The sequence below is a fragment of the Mycobacterium sp. genome (genome assembly GCF_035314665.1).
Lineage (GTDB): Bacteria > Actinomycetota > Actinomycetes > Mycobacteriales > Mycobacteriaceae > Mycobacterium.
In genome coordinates, this window is record NZ_DATFZD010000082.1 from 13,745 (window position 1) to 35,162 (window position 21,418).

The 21,418-nt window shown below is 65.7% G+C and carries 22 protein-coding genes and 2 pseudogenes; 5 read left to right on the forward strand and 19 right to left on the reverse strand.

All coding sequences use genetic code 11. The annotated features are described in order from the left end of the window. Positions 1-2: 2 nt before the first annotated feature. The 11 genes and pseudogenes from VKI00_RS06155 to VKI00_RS06205 all read right to left on the reverse strand — a co-directional run. On the reverse strand, positions 3-839 hold the full coding sequence (locus tag VKI00_RS06155; protein ID WP_324436119.1) for an ESX secretion-associated protein EspG: 837 nt from the start codon (positions 837-839) through the stop codon (positions 3-5). Between the two features lie 71 nt (positions 840-910). Next, on the reverse strand, positions 911-1,204 hold the full coding sequence (locus VKI00_RS06160; RefSeq protein ID WP_324436120.1) for a hypothetical protein: 294 nt from the start codon (positions 1,202-1,204) through the stop codon (positions 911-913). 77 nt (positions 1,205-1,281) lie between these two features. Then, positions 1,282-1,617, reverse strand: coding sequence for a hypothetical protein (locus tag VKI00_RS06165; protein ID WP_324436121.1), 336 nt, complete (start codon positions 1,615-1,617; stop codon positions 1,282-1,284). A gap of 174 nt (positions 1,618-1,791) precedes the next feature. Next, positions 1,792-2,988: a PPE domain-containing protein gene (locus tag VKI00_RS06170; RefSeq protein WP_324436122.1), complete on the reverse strand. Its 1,197-nt coding sequence runs from the start codon at positions 2,986-2,988 to the stop codon at positions 1,792-1,794. Between the two features lie 9 nt (positions 2,989-2,997). Further along, entirely contained in the window at positions 2,998-3,330 is a 333-nt protein-coding gene (locus tag VKI00_RS06175) for a PE family protein (RefSeq protein ID WP_324436123.1), read from the reverse strand. Positions 3,331-3,413: 83 nt separating this feature from the next. Next, entirely contained in the window at positions 3,414-7,496 is a 4,083-nt protein-coding gene (gene eccCa / locus VKI00_RS06180) for a type VII secretion protein EccCa (RefSeq protein ID WP_324436124.1), read from the reverse strand. 2 nt (positions 7,497-7,498) lie between these two features. Next, entirely contained in the window at positions 7,499-8,992 is a 1,494-nt protein-coding gene (gene eccB / locus VKI00_RS06185) for a type VII secretion protein EccB (RefSeq protein WP_324436125.1), read from the reverse strand. A 2-nt stretch (positions 8,993-8,994) separates the two neighbouring features. Then, positions 8,995-9,927: a transglycosylase SLT domain-containing protein gene (locus tag VKI00_RS06190; RefSeq protein ID WP_324436126.1), complete on the reverse strand. Its 933-nt coding sequence runs from the start codon at positions 9,925-9,927 to the stop codon at positions 8,995-8,997. Beyond that, positions 9,924-10,244, reverse strand: coding sequence for a DUF2710 family protein (locus VKI00_RS06195; protein ID WP_324436127.1), 321 nt, complete (start codon positions 10,242-10,244; stop codon positions 9,924-9,926). The genes VKI00_RS06190 and VKI00_RS06195 overlap by 4 nt, the downstream gene beginning before the upstream one ends. Positions 10,245-10,306: 62 nt before the next feature. After that, positions 10,307-11,467 (reverse strand): DUF5631 domain-containing protein, encoded by a 1,161-nt coding sequence (locus tag VKI00_RS06200; protein WP_414687128.1) that lies wholly within the window; start codon positions 11,465-11,467, stop codon positions 10,307-10,309. Further along, positions 11,461-11,812, reverse strand: a pseudogene (locus VKI00_RS06205) (hypothetical protein); the annotation flags it as partial. The gene VKI00_RS06200 and the pseudogene VKI00_RS06205, both read right to left, overlap by 7 nt. Positions 11,813-11,923: 111 nt before the next feature. On the opposite strand from VKI00_RS06205, the gene VKI00_RS06210 reads away from it, so the two are divergent. Next, positions 11,924-12,067 (forward strand): hypothetical protein, encoded by a 144-nt coding sequence (locus VKI00_RS06210; RefSeq protein ID WP_324436128.1) that lies wholly within the window; start codon positions 11,924-11,926, stop codon positions 12,065-12,067. 12 nt (positions 12,068-12,079) lie between these two features. Here VKI00_RS06210 and VKI00_RS06215 read toward each other — a convergent pair whose 3' ends face one another. From VKI00_RS06215 to VKI00_RS06240, 6 genes are all read right to left on the reverse strand, one after another. Further along, positions 12,080-12,394: a DUF2694 family protein gene (locus tag VKI00_RS06215; RefSeq protein ID WP_324436129.1), complete on the reverse strand. Its 315-nt coding sequence runs from the start codon at positions 12,392-12,394 to the stop codon at positions 12,080-12,082. Then, the gene (locus VKI00_RS06220; RefSeq protein WP_324436130.1) at positions 12,391-12,708 is read right to left on the reverse strand and encodes an ESX-1 secretion-associated protein; all 318 of its coding nucleotides are present in this window, start codon (positions 12,706-12,708) and stop codon (positions 12,391-12,393) included. The genes VKI00_RS06215 and VKI00_RS06220 overlap by 4 nt, the downstream gene beginning before the upstream one ends. Positions 12,709-12,751: 43 nt before the next feature. Beyond that, entirely contained in the window at positions 12,752-14,206 is a 1,455-nt protein-coding gene (locus VKI00_RS06225) for a DUF4226 domain-containing protein (protein ID WP_324436131.1), read from the reverse strand. 113 nt (positions 14,207-14,319) lie between these two features. Continuing rightward, entirely contained in the window at positions 14,320-14,682 is a 363-nt protein-coding gene (locus VKI00_RS06230) for a DUF4226 domain-containing protein (RefSeq protein ID WP_324436132.1), read from the reverse strand. A 44-nt stretch (positions 14,683-14,726) separates the two neighbouring features. Continuing rightward, positions 14,727-15,560 carry a C40 family peptidase gene (locus tag VKI00_RS06235; RefSeq protein ID WP_324436133.1) on the reverse strand — a complete coding sequence of 278 codons (834 nt, stop codon included), beginning with the start codon at positions 15,558-15,560 and terminating at the stop codon, positions 14,727-14,729. A gap of 10 nt (positions 15,561-15,570) precedes the next feature. After that, complete coding sequence (locus tag VKI00_RS06240; RefSeq protein WP_324436134.1) at positions 15,571-16,326, reverse strand: helix-turn-helix transcriptional regulator; 756 nt, start codon at positions 16,324-16,326, stop codon at positions 15,571-15,573. Positions 16,327-16,468: 142 nt separating this feature from the next. Here VKI00_RS06240 and VKI00_RS06245 point away from each other — a divergent pair, with 142 nt between their 5' ends. The 4 genes and pseudogenes from VKI00_RS06245 (at position 16,469) to VKI00_RS06260 (ending at position 19,745) form a co-directional block, all read left to right on the forward strand. Then, the gene (locus VKI00_RS06245; protein WP_324436135.1) at positions 16,469-16,885 is read left to right on the forward strand and encodes a WhiB family transcriptional regulator; all 417 of its coding nucleotides are present in this window, start codon (positions 16,469-16,471) and stop codon (positions 16,883-16,885) included. 74 nt (positions 16,886-16,959) lie between these two features. Further along, a complete protein-coding gene (locus tag VKI00_RS06250; protein WP_324436136.1) occupies positions 16,960-18,342 on the forward strand; it encodes an acyl-CoA dehydrogenase family protein in 1,383 nt (460 codons plus the stop codon). Positions 18,343-18,411: 69 nt separating this feature from the next. Continuing rightward, positions 18,412-19,400: pseudogene (locus tag VKI00_RS06255) on the forward strand (pirin family protein). A gap of 12 nt (positions 19,401-19,412) precedes the next feature. Beyond that, a complete protein-coding gene (locus VKI00_RS06260; RefSeq protein ID WP_324436137.1) occupies positions 19,413-19,745 on the forward strand; it encodes a GNAT family N-acetyltransferase in 333 nt (110 codons plus the stop codon). On the opposite strand, the gene VKI00_RS06265 is transcribed toward VKI00_RS06260, so the two are convergent. Together VKI00_RS06265 and VKI00_RS06270 are read right to left on the reverse strand one after the other, a co-directional pair. Beyond that, the gene (locus tag VKI00_RS06265; RefSeq protein ID WP_324436138.1) at positions 19,742-20,482 is read right to left on the reverse strand and encodes an SDR family NAD(P)-dependent oxidoreductase; all 741 of its coding nucleotides are present in this window, start codon (positions 20,480-20,482) and stop codon (positions 19,742-19,744) included. The two genes, VKI00_RS06260 and VKI00_RS06265, sit on opposite strands and share 4 nt — an antisense overlap. Before the next feature lie 16 nt (positions 20,483-20,498). Next, positions 20,499-20,768: a hypothetical protein gene (locus tag VKI00_RS06270; protein WP_324436139.1), complete on the reverse strand. Its 270-nt coding sequence runs from the start codon at positions 20,766-20,768 to the stop codon at positions 20,499-20,501. Positions 20,769-21,418: the final 650 nt, after the last annotated feature.

The window sequence follows — 21,418 nt, forward strand, 5'->3', positions numbered from 1 at the left end:
GCTTACACAACCTTTCGGTAAGAATGCCATTCTTCATTGGCGGGAAGGCGGCGCATCATCTTGTTCACCGCGGTCGCGATGCTGCTGCTGGTGCCGGGCGCGATGATCATCCATCGCTTCCCGTCCGACACGTAGTGCTCGCCGATCAGACGCCCTTCCGGAGTGTCAGCGATGGTGACCACGCTCTGCTCGAAGTGCTTGCGGGTGGGCTGACCGGAGTCCACCCCGGATTGGATCGCAACGATAAAGGCGCGCGCCGAACGATGCATATCGGCGGCCATCATCAGAATCTGGAGCTGATCGCCGTCGAGTCGCTCGCGAAGCAGGTTCTCCCGCAACACGTCGCGGCCGTTCACCCCCGCCATTACCTGGTCGATGTCCACCGTCACCGGCTGCAGCGGCGCCGGGTCTTGCTTGCCGCATAGCCGCTCGATCTGAGCGTTGACGATGCCACTCGCGGCAGACTCGGTGTTGGAGGTACCGGCTCCGCTGATCCGGACGATGTCCTCCGACCGTTCGAGAACGACCCACCATTGGGCGAACCGCGCGAGCAATGCTCTGGTGGGTATGTCGACGTCGCTCGGCGTCGACAAGTGGATCAAGAGGGCGACGTCGCGGCGGGCAAGCACGGTTAGCCATTCCCGCACGACGTCGTCAACCGCCCCGGTCTCGTCGATCACGCCGACATCTCGCAGCTCGGCCGCGATGGGATGCGTAAGAGCCATGTGCTTTGTTTCGACGCTGGGCAAAATAGGCCGTAAGCCGAGCTCCGGGGCCAGCACCTCGATACCGGTGAGGATCTGCAGGACCCACAGCCCGTCAATGGTGGTGGTTAGCACGGTTGTCCTCCAAGCCAAAGCAGGGGGCGCACGATCGCGCGTGCGCCCCGCCGCCGACTAGCTGAGAGACCCTATAAGCCCATGGATTGGGCGCCAGCAACATCGGTGCTGTGCATGTCGTGAAACGAGGTGAGCACGGCGCCGCTGTGCTGTGTGATGGTGTCGGCGATGTGTTTCGCCGTGTTGGTGTGGATCTGAAGGGTGTTGTGGAAAGCCTCACCGGCGGCGCCAAGAAGATATTCGGCCACCAGCGCGTTGCCGGATTGCATCATTTCATCTGCGTGCTCGTGGAGCGCCTGCGCCTGCGCCTTGAAGAATTGCCCCAAAGCGTCGCCGGCCCCGTGGTCATACAACATCTCTGACATCTTTGCTCCTTATGTCTGTTGAAAACTATGCGTGTTGAAAGTGTTTGTGGGATTCAGAAGCGCTAAAACCGTGTTGGTCACGCCGGCGACGGGCCGACACCGCCACCCGGATGCACCGATTGCAGCGCGTGGCGCGCACTCTCTTCCTGAGCCATGGCATTCGCCTTGAACTTGTTCAGTTGGTCGAGCAGTTCGTTGGTTGACGTGACCATGCGGACAAGGTCGGCATTAACCTGCTCCGACACCATGGACGATGTCATGGCGGCATCGCCGCCCCATCCGGTACCGATAATGTCGTGAGAATGCGCCACGTATTGCTGGCCCAGCGATTGCGCTTCGGCCAGCAGATTCTGGGCCTTCTGGATCATTGCATCTACCGGTTCCACCGATACAAGTGTTTTCGGCGTTGCCATTTGTATCTCCCTTATTGATGTGGACTGGCCCCGCGGATCGGGAGCATTGGATCAAAGTGTAGTGGCTTTGCGGTAGCTGTCACTTCGCCTTTTGTCGGCTCGGATAACCGCCGCGTATCGGCCACTGACCTGCGGATTTGGCTGCGGCCGCAGCGAAGCGCCCCCGGCGGTCAACTAGACCTCCTGCCTGTCACGATCGACGACGATGCGCGCGTGCGTCACCTTTTCTTTGTCCGAGCCGCCGTGTTCTCGACCCAGCATCCCGGCCGTCGCCGGCGACATGGGCATCGCGCCGCCACCCGTCGCGGCCGTGGTCGGGCCCCGGAGATCGGCCGCGTTGAGCACACCGCTCGGCCTAAGCCCCGTCGGCCGCCCGCCATCTGGTTCGAAGGTGCTGGCGGGGCGGGTAAAGCTGGTCAACCCTGCGCCCGGATATCCGGTCGCGACGGCGCCTGCGCCGCTGCCGAGGCTGCCGGCCGCTCCACCGCCGGCTCCCCCTAACGGTCCGGCCAGCTCCGCCGCGGCGGTCTCCGCGGCGGCGGCGTTCGGCGCTGATCCCATCGACGAGAAGCCGCTCATCAAGGGTTGCATCAAGCCGGAGATGCTCTGGGTGCCGCTGGACAACGCCTGTGTCGGGCCGCTGGCAAGGCTCTGCAACGGTTGGGTGGCACCCGACAGCAGACCTTGCGCCGACCCCATAAACGACTGCAGCCCATCGGTCGCGCTGGAGGCCGGTGCTGCCGCCTGGCCCGCCGCATCGCCGAGTCCAGAAGATGCCTGCATACCGGTGTCTGCCGCCGACTGTGCGGCGGCCTCTACCGGGGCGGCCGGTGAAAAACCCGCTGGGGTTACCGGCGGTGGCGTTGACACGATCGAGCCCATCAGCGTGTTCAGTACGCCCGCATACGTCACGCCGGCAGTCGTGTTCTGTGGGGTGAAGTTGCCCCAGTACATTTCTTCGTTCGCGGCGATCGCCGGGGTATTGCACCCGCAGATATTGCTGGCGTACAGCGCGGCCGTTTCATCACGGTTGCCCTGGCAGACGGCCGCGGGTATCACCGCGGACCTGGCGACCGTGTTGGCCTCCACGGCGGCCTGGCCGATCGCCATGTGCTTCAGGCAGTGGACGGCCAGCGGCTCCAGCCCGAGAAAGTTGAGCTCGCTTCCCTTCGCCCCATACGCGGCGCCGCCCACGCCGATCCACTGCTCAAGGGTCGCGCCGATGTTGGCCACCGACATACCCATGGACAGTTCGTGCTGAATCGATTCGGCCAGCCATGCCGCGATGTTGGCGATGATTGTCGCCGGGTTGCTGGCCTCAAGAAGCGCCGCGACACTCTCGGGTGGGCCGAACCATAGTGGGTCGGGCATGTTGCCTTATCAGATGAGGTTGTTGACGTTCGTGGCGCTCATCAGTTCTTGGATGACATTGCTGAGCGAGGCGAGGTTTTGCGCGCCCGCGTAGCCGGTCCGCTGCGCAACATGGGCCTGCGACGCGGCGACATAGCCGGCGCCCGCAGAGTTCAGGGCCGCAGTAAAGGCTGCGTCGTCTGACGTTGGCACCATCGGCGTCGTCGCGGTGAGGGCCGCCGATCCGGCCGCGGTACTCGCCTCCATCTCGCCGCTGATGGCCATCTCCGTGACCGCCGACAGACTCGCTGCGGCGGGGTTGTGTAGGAACATCGTCATCGTGTCTCCCAAGGTTGTCTCCACGGATCAACTCCGCGATGTGCTCCGAGTTTAAAACGTCTTCGCGCGGCCCGTGTGCACAAGTTGCCGCAAAGCACCGTGACCAGCTATCTCGCCCCCTCCGGCGTTCCCACCAGCACTCCTTCAATCTGCCCGTCAGTCGTGACCAGGAGGCCACGTCCAGGTGGCAATTGCTGAGCACTAATCCTGCCGTGCACCTTGACAGCGGCTGGGTCGTTGTCCATGAACAACGACGGCGAACGGGACCCGGTCAATTTCTGCAGCAACGGGTTCATCACCGCCTGGGAAGCCCAGTTACCCGGCAGGCGCGAAACAATCACGTGTAGGCCAATCTCGCGGCTGCGTTCGATCAGGCCCCACAGCGGGGCGGTGGCCGCCTGCTTCAACGTCTGATTGTGGGGTCGAAGTTCGTGTTCATCGTCGATCAGGACGAAGTGGCGGGCGCCTTCCCACGTTTTCAGGTTGAGCAGTTCTTCCTGAGTCAGACCCGACGGTGGGAGCCGGTCCTGCAGCGCGGCCGCCAACTCGCCGAACACGGCGTCGATGTCGTCGGCGGTGTAGGCGTAGGCACGCACATGTGGCCCCTGGATCTTCCCGATGAGCGTCGTCTTGGGGTCGATGATGGTGATCTGTGCCTGCTCCGGGCTGAACCTGTTCATGATCGCCTGGCCGATCGCTGCCATGGTGGTCGTCTTGCCACACAATTGGCGGCCCATCACAAGCATGTTGGGCAACGCGCGGGCCGGTAGGGCCACCGGCTGCAGCGCGCTCTCGCCGATGGCGAACGGGATGTTCAGCGGGTCGGCCGCCTGGGCCGTGTCGGCGAAACCGGCGATGACCTGGCTCAACGGCACCCGTTCCGGCAGCCGTGACAGGCGTTCTACCTTGTCGGTCCCGGTGACTTGGGCGATCAGCGCACCAACCCCGCGTGTCCCGACCCGTTCACCCTTGGTCCCGGTGATCTCGGGTACCCCGATCAACACCTCGTGTCCGTCCCTGGTGAGCCCAAACCCGGGACGGTCCAGCGTGTTTCGCGCGGCTCTGCGCTGTTCCATCCCCGTGCCCATCTGCGATTCGTCGGGATTGCTGAGCCGAAGCTGGATCCGGGCGTTCGACACCGTGAGCAGCCCTTGCTTCTGGCCGACGAACCAGCCGTTGGAACTCGACATGACGTGCACACCGTAGGACAGGCCCTGCCGAGCGATCGCGATCGCGCGATCCCCCATGCCCGGGTCCTTCTCATAGAGGTCGCCGTAGTTATCGATGACGAGAAAGACGTCGCCGAACTTGTCTTCCGGATCCGTTCCCCCGCCGCCGGCCGACCCGAAGCGCCGTTCGCGGAACTCGGAGATGTCTATTTGGTAGTGCTTGAACGCCGCCTCCCGGGAACGGATCAGTCCCTCCAGCGTCGCGATGGTCCGCGAGACGCCCTCGCTGTCGTTAAGGCTCACCACCCCGGCGACGTGCGGCACCTCTTCCACCGGGTAGAGCGCTGCCCCGATGCAGAAGAAGGTCACCCGCTCCGGGCCGTACATCAACGCTGCCGAGGTCATCAACGTCATCAGCGTGGTGGACTTGCCGCGCTGGGCGGTGGCCACCACCATGACGTTATCCATCTCGGCGTCGATGGCATGCACCTGTTGCAGGTGGTCTTCGGGAATGTCTACGATCCCGACCGGAAAGATCAGACCCGGGTTCTGCCCATAGTCGACATGCCAGGGCTTGCCGCGCCAGTGCGCGACCAAAGCGTCGGCCGGCTCACTGATTTCCAGTGGGGGAAGCCAGATTTGATGAGGCAGCCGAGCGGGATGTGAAACTAGCGAGTCGCGGATCACGTCGAGGATCTTCTTCTTCTTGAAGCCGTCGCTGTGGAACAGGAACTCGTCGGGCTCCTCGGGTTGATCGGCAACGGCCAGGGCCGCGGTGTCCTCGACGCTCAGCGGCTGGTACTCCCAGGTCAAGGGGCGCGGCCGGGAGAAGCTCACGTCGATCGTCCGGTCGACATTGGCGACCTTCTTGGGCAGCACGAACGGCGCCGACAGGTAGAAGCACCGGAAGGGTTCCAAGTCACGCGGGCCGACCTTGAGCAGCGCGTACCCGTTCTCCTTCGACGGCAGGTGCAGCGCTGCATCGCTACCTATGACGTCGCGGGAATCCTCGGCGGTCTCCGCCCGCAACGCCACCCGGAACGCGATGTTGCTCTTAGCCTTGCTCAGCGACGACAGGTCCAATCGCTGGCCGCCCAGGGTGAAGAAGACGTTGCAGCCGCGGCCTTCCTGACCGATATGGATGACCAGCTGTATCCACTCCTGGTGGTGGTGGAACAGTTCCAGGTACTCGTCGATGATGACCAGCAGAATGGGAACCGGTTCCAGGTCTCGGCCGGCCAGCCGCATCTCCTCGTACTCGTTGGCGTCACGCGCGCCGGCTTCCTTGAAAAGCCGGTACCGCCTGGCGATTTCGCCGTTAATCGCTTTGCGCATTCTTTCGGCGAGATGCCGATCGTCCTTGCCGAGGTTGGACAGCGAGCCCGCAACGTGGGGCAGACCCTCCAGGTCCTGGGCGGCCGATTCGAACTTCATGTCGACGAAGATCACGATGAAGGTTTCCGGCGAGTGTGTCAGCGCGATCCCATTGCACAACGACAGGAAGAACTCCGACTTGCCCGACCCCGATGTGCCGACCACCACGGAGTGAAAACCGAAGCCGCCGAAGTCTTTCGCGCGGAATATGACGTACTGCAATTCGCCGCCGGGTTTCACCCCGACGGGCACCATCGCCCACTTCGCGTCACCGCGGCCACGACTCTCGGCCCACAGCCGATCGACGTCGAGCTGGCGGGGATCGTTAATCCCCAACGCCCGCAACAATTCACCGGCCTGGCTGTCGGTTTCGGACAACTCCCCCGCGCTCATCGGCGACCAGCGCGCCAACGCTCGCGCATATCGGTTGGCGGTGCTCTCGGCGAGCATGTCGGCGACCGCGTAGAACGCATCGCGGTGATAAAGCCGGCCTTCTCGCAACTCGAAACGCTGTTCGTCATCGGCAAACCCGACCCCGACACCGGGTCGGCTTGCCAACCGCAGCACCGTGATACCGGCCATCCCCTTCTGTCCGGTCACGCCCTCCCACTGCTCCGGGGTCCCGACGGCGTCGTCGACGATCACCCAGTGCGGGCCGGCCAACCCGGACGACTCCATCGGCGACGGCATCGATGTCGGGCTGGTGCCGACCGGCGGTGTCCATGGCCCCCGGCCCTTGCGGTGTAGTTCCGCGTCGAGCGCTTCCTCCAGCTCGACCGGGGTGGCGAACACCAACCGGCGCAGGCCGCAGGCATCGAACATCTCGTCATGCTGGTTGTGCGGCAGCCACACCAGCCACGACCACAGCTCGGGATGACGGGTGACCACCATCAGCTTGAGGTCATTGGGGCTGTGATAGACCGCCAGCGAGCACAGGATCGACCGCGCCAGGTTGTGCAGGTCGTCGGGATTGCCGCCGATGAAGCTGAAGCCGGGCTTGGACAGCAGGCTCAGCACCTTGCCGATTCCGCGGATTTTGCTTTGCTCGAGAATGAAATCCCGCAGCGCCCCGCCGGTGACCGGTTCCAGTTCCTCGCCGATCGGGACTTCCGGCCACTGCAGCGACACCGCCGAGTCGCTGGTCTGCTGAATCCCGATCCCGAGGCGGACGTCGAGGAAATCCGGGTCGCCCGGGCGGCGCTCCCACATCCGTGGCCCACCGATAACGGTGTCGAGTTTCTGCGGATCCCCGTGCACGAACAGCTGGCTGCGGCGCTGGTCCTGCGCGGCGCGCTGGACTTCGTCGCGATCCTCGTCGAGCTGGCGCAGATAGATGCGCCGTTGCTTCTCCTGCTCGCCCCACGAGATCCGCCGTCCTCGTCCGAAGCGACCACTGAACATCAACGCGCCGAACCCGGCCAGGCCCATCATTGGGAAGAAGCCCGACTGCAGCGACCGAACCCCCGAGGTGTACATCACGACCAAGGTGCCGATGATCCCGACCAACAGCGCCGGCAGCGCAATCATCAACAGGATGTTGCGTGGTTCGCGCTCCGGCAGGGCCAGTGGCGGCGCAACCGCCACTCGCACCGGTGGAACCGTCGGCGCCGGCTTACGCGCTCCCCGAACGAATCCGAGTTTGGACATGCCTAGCCTCCCAGCTGTTGGTTAGCTTCGGGGATCGGCGCAACGGCGCCGCCGCCGGTGATGGTGTCGTGCGCCAACAGGGCGCTCTCGCGGCTGATTGCCGGTCCGGCCGCGAAGGTGCGGACGATCGGCCAGGGTGCTTGCACGGCGCTGCCCGGGTTCAGCCCAAGAGCTTCCAGGGTGCGCTGATTCCACTCCACCCCGTATCGAACGCCCTGCGGCGAAAGCCAATACAGGCTTTCGCGGCTGTCCGACGTGGCGACACCGCTCGTCGTCGCGACGAAGTTCGCCGCTCCCGGCAGCACCAATGCTTGGTCGGCCTCCACCGACTCGGGGTTGCGGTCATCGCGGACCAGCCGGACCAGGCGCGGATCCATGCTGATCGGCACCGGCAGACCCCGCCCGTTGACGATGCTGATCGTCGCCTGCGGGTCGGTGGACTGCTTCTGCCACGCGACGCAGGTCACCGGATTCGCAGCTGTGTCAATGAAATTCAGCTTGGCCGACGGATAGTAGCCGACGTTGAGCACCTCGACGACGGGAATGTGGATCAGCTTGTCGGGCGACACCAAGGTCGGGGTGGCAGAGCCCTGGGCGAGTGCGGTGCGCAGCAGGTCGGCGACGAAGCTGGTGATTTTCTGCACGCCGTCGGGCAGCAGCGCGTAGAAGCCGGTGACGGCTCCGTTGGCGTCCTGGGTCTCCAGCACACTGCCGACGGTCGAGCCCGGCAGCCACTTCGACGGTGTGCCGATGTCCGGGATAGCCGGGACCACAAGCGGTTCGGTTGCCGGCATCGCGTCGAAGAGGGCGTTGGAAATCTCGATCGGATACGTCACCCCGGGATCGAGACCCAGGTTGAAGGTGACCGATCGATCGGTGGGGTCGATCTGCGACCGCTGCCCACCCCAGATCACATAGATCGCGTCTTTGTGAGTGACCAACACGGCCTGCGAAGGCCCCATCGGAGCCGCCCGCCCCGCCGTCGAAAGCTCCCCGGCGATCGATGTCACCAGCGGCGGTGCCCCGGTGCCCCGGGTGGGCGCGGTGTCGCACACCGACCACGCGGAAACGGAATTCGCTGTGACGGTGAGACTGTCGGGCACACCGGGAATACCGATCATCGGACCGGTCGGATACTTGGCGATCTCGGCCGCCTTGACCCAGGTCACCGCGCCCGCGCTGCCAACGGCCAGCCGCGCGGACGTCAGGTTGAGCGCGGGGTACAGCCGGCCGTTGACCTTCGCGTACACCGCGCCGGTGTCGCGGTTTCCGATGATTGACGACTGCCCCACCAGACCGGCGGGCTTCATGACGTGGAGCAGTGCCATCCAGCCGATGCCGATGAGCACGAAAACGCACGAGAGCGCCACCGCCGCTTGCTGTTTGCGGTCGTCGTGCTTCATCCGAACCGAAAACCGGGTGATCGCGGCCTTCAACCTTCGGTTGTAGAACAGATGTCCGGAGTTCTGGTCGCGGTTCGACAGATTGAGAGGCACGGTCAGTATCCTTTCGGCGGTCGATGTGCATCCGCCTGCTGCACCATCGCGGCGAGATTCTCGCCAGTACGGCTGACGCCGTAACGATGGATCACGTAATTCATCGAAGCGCAGATATTGGCCACCGGATCGTAGATGTTGGTCGACGTACCCGGCTGGTGGTAGCGGGCAAAGGTAGCGGGAATCGTCTGAGCGATACCACGGGCGAAACCCAGGCCGCGGCCGTCGGACTGCAGGGCACCGGATAACGTCGCCGGGTCGGGCGCGACCACCGACGGTCGCCCGCCCGATTCCCTGGCTATTAGCGTCTCGTATCCGCGGATCCAGTTGCGGCGTGCCACCGGATCGGTGATACCCAGGTGATCCAGCGCGGCGGCGATTCGCTGCCTGACATGGCCTGCTGCGAACGCCTTTTCGTACCTAACGGCGCTCAGCGGAAGCGCGCCTACCGGCGACCCGTGGCCAATCCGCCGGTGCAGGTGGGCCAGTCGCCTGAACCGCCGCGAGAGCAGGTGTGCGCTTCGATGCGATCGATGGAGATAGCGCCGCTGCCGGTGCAGGCGAGCCGCCATGCGCCGCAACGCTTCCTGCCGTCCCAGCGGGGTATCGACAGCCGGCATCGAGTCACTGCGCGCATCGTCGAGAACCCGCTGTGAGCCTTGTCGGCCCGTCGCGTGCTCGGTAACCGCCTCCGCCAGCGCCGCGGCCAGCTCGCTGTCGGCGCCGGCGGTGCGGCGCAAACCGGCGGCCATCCGCAGCTGGGCCGGCGCCGCCGCGCCCATCCCGTCCCCGTTGCCGCCGGCGAGTCGGTCGGCGCGCTGCCGGAGTTGGCCTGGCGCGTCAGCGCTCCCGGCGTCGAAATGCTCGCCGCCGTACAGGCTGTACCCGCGAGCCAGCAGCTCAAGTGTCTTGCGCGACAACGGATCCCACGTCATTGCAGGGCCCCGCCGTAGCGTGCCTCGTTCTCGGTTTCGACCTCTTCCCGCAGCGCCGCGATCGCGAGGTTCAACCGCTCGGCCAGCTCGCCATGGGTGTATCCGGACACGACGGTCGGATGCAACGTCAGTTCGACCAGCCGGCCGTCCGCATCGACGACCACCCGAATATCGCCGAGATCGACGCTGTAGGTGATCGTCTCGGCCTGCCCAACGAGCGCTTCCCACTTATCGGCGGCCTCGCTCAATTCACGCAGAACCGATTCGACGAGATCCTTGTCGCTTAGCTGCGCGCGACTGCCCGACCCCGGCATCATGACAGTATCTCGACCCCTCCGACCAGCGTCAATTCATTCTCTGCACGCGTGGGCGCCATGCCCTACGGGCCGGCCTTCCAGCCGCTGGCCGGTGGCGTACTGAGCACTTGGAACCAGGCGAAGTGGTAGTTCGCGTCCAGCAGGTTGCCGGTGGCAATACCTTCGGTGGCGGCTAACAGCAGGCAATTGAGCAGCAACGCGCTGTCGATGTCCGGGTACTGAGCGAAAAGCTGGTAGCGCGAAGTGTCGAGGTATACCCGCAAGATGTCGATTTCGGCGTCGATGACGCCCGTACCCGCGGCACCCGCCTTGGCCAACGTGTGAACCATCCGCGGCAAACCATCGCGCCAGTGGGTGGCCTCGCTCAGCAACCAGCCCAAGTCGTCGACCGCCGGTAGCTCACGAGGCTGCGACGAGGTGTCGCTGACGTCGTAGTCGGCTGCCCAGCCCAACGGATCGCTAGGGGCGTAGGTCGCCAACGTCGGGGTGTGTCCGAGTAGTGCCACGGCGGTGCCCGTGCGCCGCTCCGGTGGCAGCAGCCGGACCTCGGCGGGCAGCGTAATTCCCGGCGGTATCCAGCCGTGCGCGATGTCCGTCACCAACAACGTAGTCCCGTCCTCACGGGTGCCGACCGCCCAGCGCAACCCGGGTTCCTGACGGGCAACGAACTTCAGCAGCCGTACCAGCCATTCGCGCTCCGACTCGGACTCGACCGCCGGCGCGGGCTGCTGCGCGGTCGGGGCGTCGTCGACCGGAGGCACCGGAGGCTCCGGTTGGCGAGCGGCCGGGGGCGGCGGCGATTCTTCGACCGGGACCTCCGTGCGGTGAGCGGGCGCGGGTGGCCGGCGCGCTTGGTCGAGCGGCGCCTCTGCCAGAGGCGCAATCTCCTGCAGCACCGTCGCAATCTCCTCGAGCACGTCGGTGTCGTCCGGATCGATGGGGGGCGACGGCGCTAACTCCTCCGGTTCGTCGAAGTCGAATTCGACAGCCGGCGCCGGTTGCTCTGCCGGGGCGACCGGTTCGACCGGGTGCAGGTCGACTACCGCCGCCTCACGGTGGTCGGAATCCGAATACTCCGGCCGCGGCGGCGCGGGGCTGTCAGGGGGTTCGGTCGTTTCCGGTGGCGCGGCAGGAACGATTTTGAATCGCCGTGTCTTTTCGGCGTCAGCCGTGCCATTTACCGGCTGTACCGGCCGGTCTTCCGCCGGCAATTTCGGCGTCATGTTACGGAGATGACGAACTGTCGACTCGACTCGGCGAACGGCGAAGGCACGAGCACCATTGATCACTCGCGCTTCTTCGGCCTGCCGCATCGGATCTGCCAATCCCGCTCGCCTAATGCCCATGAGTTCTTCGTTTGCCGAATTGACAATCTTTTGCAAGTCGGCCTTCAGATATTTGACAAGCGGGGCGGTGTCGGCCGTAACGGTTGACAGCTCGGCGGGCCAAAGCCCACCCGTCACCCACGGGGTGCAGTCCACCGGAGAGCTGAAAGCCGGAATCTTGAGAGATTCTTGGGTAGCTCTCCGGAGGCGCTGCCGCGCCGTATTCCGACCGAAGATCGCCACCGGCCAAGCCTACCGTCATCTTCGGATCGGCAACTTCACTGTTTGGCCGGCTTAAGTTTTCGTACTTAGTGGTGAATTGTGCGAATAACTTGGCCTGGGTAGCTTAAGCGTGTGGCTGATTCCGGGCTGCAACAGCAGCTGAACGAAGTGCGCGCGCTGCTCGGTCGGGCGCGAGAGTTGTTCGGCGCCAATCCTGTCGAGCCGCCCACCGATATCGCGCCGGATCGCGACGCCGTCCAGACCTGGATCCACTAGGCCACGAGCCCGTCACGCCTCCGTGCCGTCGCGGCGGTGAAGGTCATGCGCCACCAGCTTTTCGATCGCCATGTCGAGATCATGCGCGGTCGGGACTTCGGCGGACGGGGTATATCCGGCCGCGACGATCTCGCCGCGGACTTCCATCACCGCCTTGAGATACGAGACGTCGGCGGTCAGCAAGATGGCCTGCGCCAACGTTTCCGAGTCGGTGTCCATCGCCGCTTCGCTCAGCGTGACGCTGTGCATGTACCCCCCGCGGCAGGAGCGAACGAGGATGTGCCCGCTTGGGTGCACGGTGTCGAACGCAGGATCGGCCTCAGTCATTGACTGTCGTCGGAAACACGCCGGATTCTCTGGACGGCCTGTGCTTCCTGCTCTTCGAACATGCTCGCCGATTTCGTCAGGTTCTCGGCCATTTGCGAGTGGCTGTCGGCCTGTTGCTCGTAGCACACCCGCCGTTGCTCGAGGAGTACGCGCCCGGCCTCCCGCAGCTCGCCGAAGATCGGACCCAACGAGTCCAGGCTCGCTTGGATCGCCTGGTGCGACGACGGCAGGGTCCGCAGATACTCGGACGTCTCTTGGTGGTGGCCGGCGGCTTGACGCAAGTTGTCGGGCACCACATGGATTCGGTCTGCCATCCGCTGTCTCCTCTTGATGTGGCCGGCGGGCGCCGGATCTCTACTAGGTTGTCTCGAGCGGCCTTCCGGCAGTAGCCGGCCGGGTGGGCGCCGGTGGGTCGGTCCTGTCCGGCGCAGCTGGCGTGACCGGTCCAGGAGGATGCTCCCAGCCTAGGAAGCTGGGCCCGTTCACGGTGGAAATGTGCTGGATCTGCCCGTTGAGCAGGGCCCGGCTTTGGCCGAGGGCAAGAGCGTGGCGATCCGTGAGCATGCCGATATCCCCGGGCGTGAGCCGCGATGGATCGACCGGGTCGGCAACCGCAGTCCCCGGCGGCGGAATGCTAATCCCCTCCTGGCGGAACGCATCCGCGATGGGCGTACCACCCGCCGCGGCCTTGATAGCCGCCGCGAGTTGAGGATTGGCAGCGGTGACGGTTTCTCCGTTGGGCAACGTGACGGTCGTCGGGCCGGTGGCCGGCGGGTGCGACGCCGTCGACTCGGCGTCGTGATCGTCCGGCTGCCCGTCGCCGTCTTTATCGGCCGACGGCGAGTCCTCTGGGTCGTCTGCGTCCAGCAGCGCGTCGTCGAGGTCCTTCGGTGAACGCACGTCGTCGGCGCCGTGCAGCGGCTCGGGCAGTGGAAATCCACCCGGCATACCAAAACCGGGCATCCCTCCCCCACCGAACGACGGGATACTCGGCATCTCCGGGGGCAACGGCGTCGCGGCCGACGGGGTTTGTGCCGGCATGGCCTCGGGCAATAGGCCGGGATCGCCAGCCGGCAGCGAATCCAGGTAGGGGTCCGGGCCGGTGTCCGTTGCTGGCGGCGGACTCTGGCCCACGCTTTCCGGTGGGGAACCGGCAGACGCAACGGTTGACGGGCGGTGTTGGTCCGCATCACGGGTCTCGGGCTTGGCCACGTTGTCCAGGTTGTACAGCGATGTCCACGCGGCCATCAGTGCTGAGTTCGACGTATCGTCAAGGCTCGCGTTCGCGACCACGGCGCGGATATCCCTGAGCTTGCCGATCAGGAATCGCTGGAAGTCACGCGCTCCTGCCGGGGTGTCCAGATCGGATCGCGTCGTCACTGCCGCCTCGATATCGTGCTGCAACCTATTCAAGGCTTCCCGGCCTTCGGCGTTTTTCTGGTGAGCGTTCAGCACTGCGGTGACCACTTGCAGGTCGACCTGAGCAGTCGTCGAATTCTGATGTGCCAGAGCAGCTTCGGCATCCCTGATCGCGTCCGCGGCTTCGCCCTCCTGGCGGTCGGATTGCGGGCCGGGGCCGGCGGGTCCTGTCGGCCGCGGGACGATCGTCTCCCCGGTCCTCGGGTCGAACAGATCCGGATGGTGTTGGCGGATTCTGGCGATGACTCCGTCGAGCCGTTGCGGGCTTGCTCCGAACACCGTCACCACATCCGTTACGTCTTGCCGTGTCAGACCGGAAAGCCACGCTTTCGGGTCGCCCGTGCATTGCTTGACATGCTCGACGGCGGCGAGCACGTCGCCAGGTGTTGCCACTGCTCAGCCGAGAGACGGCGGATCGTCATGCGGCCCCAACATGCTGGCGACAGTAGCCAGCGGTGCCGCTGTCGACAATTCACTCGTGCACAGCCGCGAGCCGACCGCCAGAGCTAGCCGGCCGAGGTGGTGTAGTGCGCCATCAACTTCTCCAGCACAGCCCTTTTCGCTACGTCGAGCTCGTGCGCCTCGGACACCACGGCCTGGATTTCTCGTTGCTTGGCGATCAAGAACTTCTGGAACTCTCGCGCTCCCACCGACGTATCGAGCCCGATGGCAGTCCGATTCGCGACAGCGTGGTCGATTTCGGCGGCGATCGCGTCGAGGCGCCTGACGCCCTCGACTGTTGCCGCATGCGCGCTGGCGAGGGCTTCGGCCAGGGCACGGTCGGCGTCTGCGGCCGCCATGTGCTGCCTGGCCAGCGCGGCTTGCCCTTCCGCGATGGCGCCGATCGACCGCCCGGCCTGCTCTGCCATGGCTTGACCGTACTCACGGCCCTGACGCTCAACAACCATCGCCGCTACCCCAGTGGGCGCCTGATCTGCACGCCGTCCCCAAGCGGGCTGATCCGGACGGTGGCGCCGGCATGGGGTGCCTCGACGACCAGGTTGTTGCCGATCGCCAGCTGCACGTGTCCGGCGCTGGGAAAGACCAGGTCTCCCGGACGAACCTGGGAGCGGGGGATCGGGATTCCGTCGTATATCTGCTGATAGGTGGTGCGATCCAAGTGGATTCCGGCCCGCGCGTAGGACCATTGGGTCAACCCCGAGCAATCGAACCGGTCCGGCCCGGTCGCACCCCAGACATACGGACTGCCCAACCGCGACAGCGCGGCGCGCACCGCGATCCCGGCGCGGCTGTTCGCCGGCGGCAATCGCAGCCCGGTCCGGTAGCCACCGCGTCGCAGGACTCGGTAACGCAAGGCGCGCAACGCCGCCCGATGCCGACGGGCCTGCTGGCGAGCCGACAACACATGGGCTCGTTGCGCCCGTAGGCGCGCCACCCGACGGCGCATCGCCTCGCGCTGAGCCATCGGTGTGTCCGGTATCGCGGTATCGGCTCGAGCCTCGTCGAGAACGCTCCTCGTCGCGGTGCGGGCGTTGGCGTGATCTCGGTGCGCTTGCGCCGTCGTGGCGGCGAGCGCGTCATCGGTGCCGGCGGCCGCACGCATTGCCGCCCGGCCGCGGTCTACGGCCGACTGGTAAAGCTCATGTCCCCCACCGGTATTCAGTCCGGCGGCTCGCCGCAGTAGCCGGTCGTACTGCGCCACGCCCGCGTCCAGCGTCACTTGCCGAGTAGGGCCGGTGAACAATTCGTGTGCACGGCTCAATGCCGCCAGTTCGCTCCCGCTCACTGTCCTCCCCTCACTGCCCTTCCCCCGAATTGATGTCGCCGTCGACGAAGGCTCGGACGCGCGGCAGCGCCCCGGGCGGGATCACCCCGCGATTCCGGATGTCCCACATTTCCGCGGCGGTGACTCCGAGCAGTGCCGCGATCACCGGCTCCGGCAGCGACGACTGCGCGCATGCATGGTCGAACCGCGCACTAAGGCTCATCGGCATGCGCTCCAAAAGCGCACCGCGCGTCGCCTCCAACGCCTGCAGATGCCGCATAAGCCGTCCCGCCGAAGCTGCGTTGGCGTTGACCGCCACCCGCCAGGAGTTGGCCGCCAGCATCTCGGCCTTCACGCACTGTGCGATCACAGAGAGAATATACGACTCATATTCGTTTGATGTCGTCGCGGGCAGTCGCTCGATCACCGAGTTGAGTGCTTCGAGCTGAGCTTCGGCGTACCCCTCCAGCACCTCGGTGTCGGTGTGCCGGTCCACGACGATGGGCCCGGCGGGCCGTGCGGGCGGTTCTGCCGGCGTGACGGCGGTCAACCGCTCGAGCTCGGCCGCCGGATCGGCGGCTACGACGAGTCGCGAGTAGGTGCCCGGTGGCAAACCGAGCCCGTTCTCTACCTTCTGAACTGTGCCTTTATGCGGCTTGCGGGCTCCTCGCTCGAGGTAGCTCAGGCCCATGATGCTCACGCCGGTCGCTGAGGCAAAGTCGGCCAGCGACCAGTCGCGCGACTCGCGCAGTTCCCGGATCGCCGCCCCGGCCGATTCGCGGCTCACCGCAGCGCTCCGGGCATATTCGGATACTACACAGCCGTATCTGTTCTCCAGGGTTTATACGTTTTTGTCACGTTTCTCTTGCCAACCACACTCGCCTGTGTATACGCTTCCGCATACGTTTCAGCCTGAAGGAGGGATTCTGATGGGGCATCCATGTTCGGTCAACCCGGAGTTGTGGTTCGGCTACGCCGATGACGACGGTGGCGACGGCGCCGCCAAGGCACGCGCTTATGAGCAGTCGGCCACCGAGGCCCGGCTGCTCTGCCTGCGGCGCTGCCCACTTGCGCAACAGCGGTTGTGCGCCCGCTACGCGGTCGAGAACCGGGAGGAATACGGAGTCTGGGCGGGCGTCAAACTGCCCGGCGGCCAGTACCGCAAGCGGGAACAGCTGGCGCAGGCTCACGACACCTTGCGCCGAATCGCGGCGGGCGAGATCAACGCGCGACAGCTGCCCGACAACGCCGCGCTCTTGGCGCGGCGCGAGGCTAACGCCGTTCCGGTCACCGCCACGGTGTTTCACATGCCGGTCCGCGAAATCGGGCCTCGGTCGGCCGCCTGAGCCGTCGCGGTCGCTTGCGGTTGGGTTCGGCTGACAAGGGGTAATAACAGGGCAACCGACACGGGGGTCCCTGGATGCCTTTTGACCTGACGCCGACGGCGGCTCAACACGACCTGGCCCGGCGCACCCACGAGTTCGCCGAATCCGTCATCCGTCCCGTTGCCCTCGACTACGACCAGCGCCAGGAGTTCCCGTGGCCGGTACTGGAGGAAGCCGCGCAATGCGGCTTCTACGGCCCGCTGTTCTACCGCGACCTCATCGGGGACCCGACTGGTCTTTCGTTGCCGATGTTCATGGAGGAGCTGTTCTGGGGTTGCGCCGGAATCGGATTGGCGATCGTCATGCCGGCGCTGGCGCTGTCGGCCATCGGGCAGGCTGCGTCTCCGGAACAGATGCTCGAGTGGGCGCCGCAATGCTTCGGGAGCCCAGGCGATCTCAAGCTCGCGGCGCTGGCGATCTCGGAGCCTGAGGGCGGCAGCGACGTCCGGAATCTGCGGACCACCGCGCGGCGGGACGGCGGCGACTGGGTGATCGACGGACACAAGATGTGGATCGGCAACGGCGGTATCGCCGACGTGCACGTGGTCAACGCCGTCGTCGACGAAGAGCTCGGGCACCGCGGTCAGGCGTTGTTCATCGTCCCGGGCGGCACACCCGGTCTAAAGATGGTGCGCAAACTCGACAAACTGGGCTGCCGGGCGTCGCATACCGCTGAGCTTCTTCTCGACGGCGTGCGGGTTCCGGAAGCCAACCTGCTGGGCGGGCAAGACAAGCTGGAACACAAACTCGCCAAGGCGCGAGAGGTGGTCGCCGGCGGACAACGTTCCGGGTCGGCGACATTGGGGACCTTCGAGCAGACTCGCCCCATGGTCGCCGCCCAGGCGATCGGCATCGCGCGTGCCGCGCTGGAATACGCCACCACCTACGCCACCAAGCGGGAGGCGTTCGGCGGACCGATCATCGACAACCAGGGCATCGCTTTTCCCTTGGCCGAGATCGCCACCCAGATCGACGCGGCTCGGCTGTTGACGTGGCGGGCGTCCTGGATGGCCGCCAACGGCATCGCATTCCAGCGCGGCGAAGGCTCGATGTCGAAGATGGCCGCCAGCGAGGTCGCCGTCAGAGCAACCGAGCGCGCCATTCAAACAATGGGCGGCTGGGGCTACATCACCGACCACCCGGTCGAGAAATGGTATCGAGATGCCAAGCTGTACACCATCTTTGAGGGCACCAGCGAAATCCAGCGGATCGTCATATCCACTGCCCTCGGAGCGACGGAAGGCGCGCCCCCGCTGCACGTCGAACTCGAGCCGTCTGGTGGTCCGCTGAACCGGATGTTCGGCCGCGGCACCCTGCTGCGGTCCCGCGTAGCGAGCGCAGCGCTTTCCGCCCAGGACCGGGTCCCCGAGCCGCTGATGCGGCTCGCCATGCAAGTGTTGCGACCGCCGCGCAAGTGAACCACTAGCTCAGCCGCCGCGTACTGTTGCGGTATCCGGGCCGTATCGCACCCCGACGAAGGGTGGACGATGAGCAATCTTGAGACCACGCCCGCCGAAGTTGCCTGCACCGCCTCACGTCTCGAGGATCTGCAGGTGCTGGACCCGCGAGAGGTCCCGTTGGGCGGCCCGCGCGCGATCCGGGTCCGTCGCACGCTTCCGCAGCGGCAACGGTCACTGATCGGTGCGTGGTGTTTTTGCGATCATTACGGCCCACACGATCTCCGCCGATCCGCCGGCATGGACGTTCCTCCGCATCCACATACCGGGCTACAAACCATCAGCTGGCTGTTCAGCGGCGAGGTCGAACACCGAGACAGCGCGGGCGTCCACACCCCGATTCGCCCGGGTGAGCTCAACTTGATGACCGCCGGCGCCGGAATCTGCCATTCGGAAGTGTCGATCGCCGTCAATCGCGGGGCGGCTGCGGTACTGCACGGCGTGCAGTTGTGGGGGCGTTGCCGGATTCCGACCGCGATACCGCTCGCGGCTTCGATCATTATGTGCCCGAGCCGATCTCGCTGCCCGGCGCGGTAGCGCGGGTCTTCCTCGGACGGTTGGCCGGCGGCCGATCGCCGGTGCACACCTTCACCCCGCTGCTGGGCGCCCACCTCGATCTGGAAGTCGGCGCCCGGGTGACGCTGGATCTCGACCCGGCGTTCGAGCACGGCGTGCTGTGCGACCAAGGCGAGGTCGCCATGCACGACGTCGCGCTGACCGTCGGCGAGTTGGGCTACCAAGGCCCGGGCCGCCCCACACTGGCACTGCACAACGACGGCGACCAGCCTGGCCGCGTTGTGGTGCTGGGCGGCACGCCGTTTGCCGAGCAGCTGGTGATGTGGTGGAACTTCGTCGGACGCAGTCAGGACGAGATCGCCGCTTATCGCCGGCTGTGGGAAGAGGGCGACGAACGCTTCGGCGCCGTGCAGGGCTACCGTGGGACTCCCGCGCGGCTGCCTGCACCCGCACTGCCGACCGTCCGGCTGCGGCCACCCCCTTCTCCCGAACAGACCCGCTAGAAAGGCCCGCAGATGACCACCGATAAGACCGGCGCCCCGACCACGGTCAGCGCCGCAGACGGGAAGTACAGCATTGCCGTCGACGGCCAGAACGTCGGCCTGGCCGCCGTCGCTGACCGGGACAACCAGCGGGTTTTCTACCACACCGAAGTCGACGAACGATTCGGTGGACGCGGCTTGGCGACCATCCTGGTGGGGGAGGCCCTCGAGGCGACCCGCGCGGACGGGAAACGTGTTGTCGCCGTCTGCCCCATGGTGGCCGCATTCATCAAGAAGCATCCGGAATACAGCGACATCACCGATCCGGCCACTCCGGAGGTCCTGCAGTGGGTGCAGACGCTCTAGCCGGCGCCCTTGCCGTTGTCGACCCGATAGACGGCGCCGTGGACGGCGGTCGCGGCATCGCTGGCAAGGAACGCGATCACATTCGCAACGTCAAGAGGCTGCATCATGCCGCGCGGCGAGGCCGTACGCATGATCAGGTCGTAGTTCGGGTTGTCCGGTGCACTGAACTGTTCGATTTGCGGTGTGAGCATGCCGCCCGGACACACCGCGTTGACGCGCAGACGATCTGCGGTGTATTCCACCGCCAAAGCGCGAGTGAGCCCGATCAGCCCGTGCTTGGCAGCGCAGTAGCCGGCCGAATAGGCCTGGCCTTCGACGCCGGCAATGGAGCTGACATTGACGATGTTGCCGCCTCGCTCCAGCAGATGGGGGAGTGCCGCCCGGCACAGATAGAACGGCCCGTTCAGGTTGACCTCGAGGTCGTGCGCCCAGTCGTCGTCGGTCATCGACTCGGTGCGGCGCATCTGGTGTCGACCGGCGATGTTGATAAGGACGTCGAGCCCGCCCAACTCGCGCACGCACTGCTCGACGGCGTCGCTGCACGCCTGCGCCGAAGCAACGTCCACCGATGCGTATGAACCCCGGTCAATCTCGGCGAATACCTCGGCCAAGCGTCCAGTGTCGCGGCCGATGCCGAAAACCGTTGCGCCCTGCCGGGAAAGCAGCCCGGCCGTCTGCGCGCCGAGGCCCGACGACGCACCGGTCACCAACGCGACTTTGTCTTGCAGTGCAGCCATACCGGTTCCCGTTCTCCTAGGTTCGCGTCCGCGCCACGCTACCGCGCAGCAACTCAAGTGGCGCAATAAGTCTCAGTCCCCAGACGGCGAAGATCTGCTCGGGCCGAAGGCTCCGCCGGATGCGGCGCGCCGTCAGCAACACGAGCAGGCTGATCGCCAGCCTCCCCAGCGTGATCCGACTCGTTCGCTTTTTCCAGGTTGACGGCGCCGAGCCCGCGCGCCGGCCGAAGTAGTAGCCGACACACGTTGCCATCGCAAGAGCGGCGATTCCCGCAAACACCGTCATGGTGATCAGCGTTCTTCGTCACCGTCGCGGCGAGGTCACGCGGGAGAAACACCTCGGCCAATAAGTGCGGCTCTCAAGTCAATTCTGTGGGCGAAGGGGGACTTGAACCCCTGCCCTGACCAGGCAAAATACGGGTTCACCTGCAGGTTCGCTCCGTCTCGGTCCGACTCAGTCCCGCTCATCACCTGCGGTTTCGTCTCGGGTCTTGACGGCGTCAAGCCCGCTCACCCATCGGCGCGAGCGGGCCGGCTTGATACGTGCCAGGGGCCGGGTGATCAGAAAGCGGTCGGGGTCATCGAAGCGTCGCGGATCCCGGTTGGCCGCGGCCAAGCTTGCGCCCCGAGGGTCGACGCGGCCCTCCCCGGCGGGTGACCACGCCTGTTTGTTCCTCTTCCACCAGTTGCGACATAAACACGTGTCCCCATGAGCGATGAGGTGGGGTACCCCCGAGGTTCATCGGCCTGCTCGGCGATGCTGCGACGGTAAGGGGAAAATAACGGGAAAACCATCGACCAGGCTCGCCTACTACCCAAAACAGCCTGAAAACTCAAGACAACTGTCGAAGTTCTAGCGACCGAGGATCGCTAGTTCACACCCGCGACAGGCTGGTCACCAGGGGCAGGCGTCGCCGGCCCCAGTGTCCGGCCGGG